Origin of the sequence: Mesorhizobium sp. M7A.F.Ca.ET.027.03.2.1, assembly GCF_003999175.1 — a bacterium.
In the GTDB taxonomy this organism is placed as follows: Bacteria; Pseudomonadota; Alphaproteobacteria; order Rhizobiales; family Rhizobiaceae; genus Mesorhizobium.
The window spans coordinates 1-465 of the sequence record NZ_RZOM01001891.1 but is presented as its reverse complement, the minus strand read 5'-3'; the positions used below and the strand labels follow the sequence as shown (position 1 = coordinate 465).

Genomic DNA, 465 nt, shown 5'->3' with positions numbered 1-465 from the left:
CCTCCGCCCGCACCATCAGCTTGGAGATGCTCTCCTCGCCAAGCGAATGGAAGACCAGAACGCGCGCGCGTGACAACAAAGCGGCATTCAGTTCGAAGGACGGGTTTTCGGTCGTGGCGCCAACCAGCACGACTGTCCCGTCCTCCATGACCGGGAGAAAGCTGTCTTGCTGGGCACGGTTGAAGCGATGGATCTCGTCGACGAACAGCAAGGTCTGGCGGCCATTGGTGCGGCGCAATTTGGCCGCTTCGAACACCTTTTTCAGGTCGGCGACGCCGGAAAAGACAGCCGATATCTGCTCGAAGGCCAGGCTGGTTTCGCCGGCAAGCAGGCGCGCCACGGTGGTCTTGCCGGTGCCGGGCGGCCCCCAGAAGATCATCGAGCCGAGCGAGCCGGAACCGATCAACCGGGTCAGCGCGCCGTCAGGGCCGGTCAGATGCTCCTGGCCGACGACCTCGCCAAGGT

Annotated in this window: 1 protein-coding gene; it reads right to left on the bottom strand. The window is 63.9% G+C overall.

All coding sequences use genetic code 11. From position 1 onward, the window contains the following. On the bottom strand, window positions 1–465 hold a 465-nt coding region (locus EN750_RS38630), incomplete at both ends, for an AAA family ATPase (RefSeq protein ID WP_127399528.1).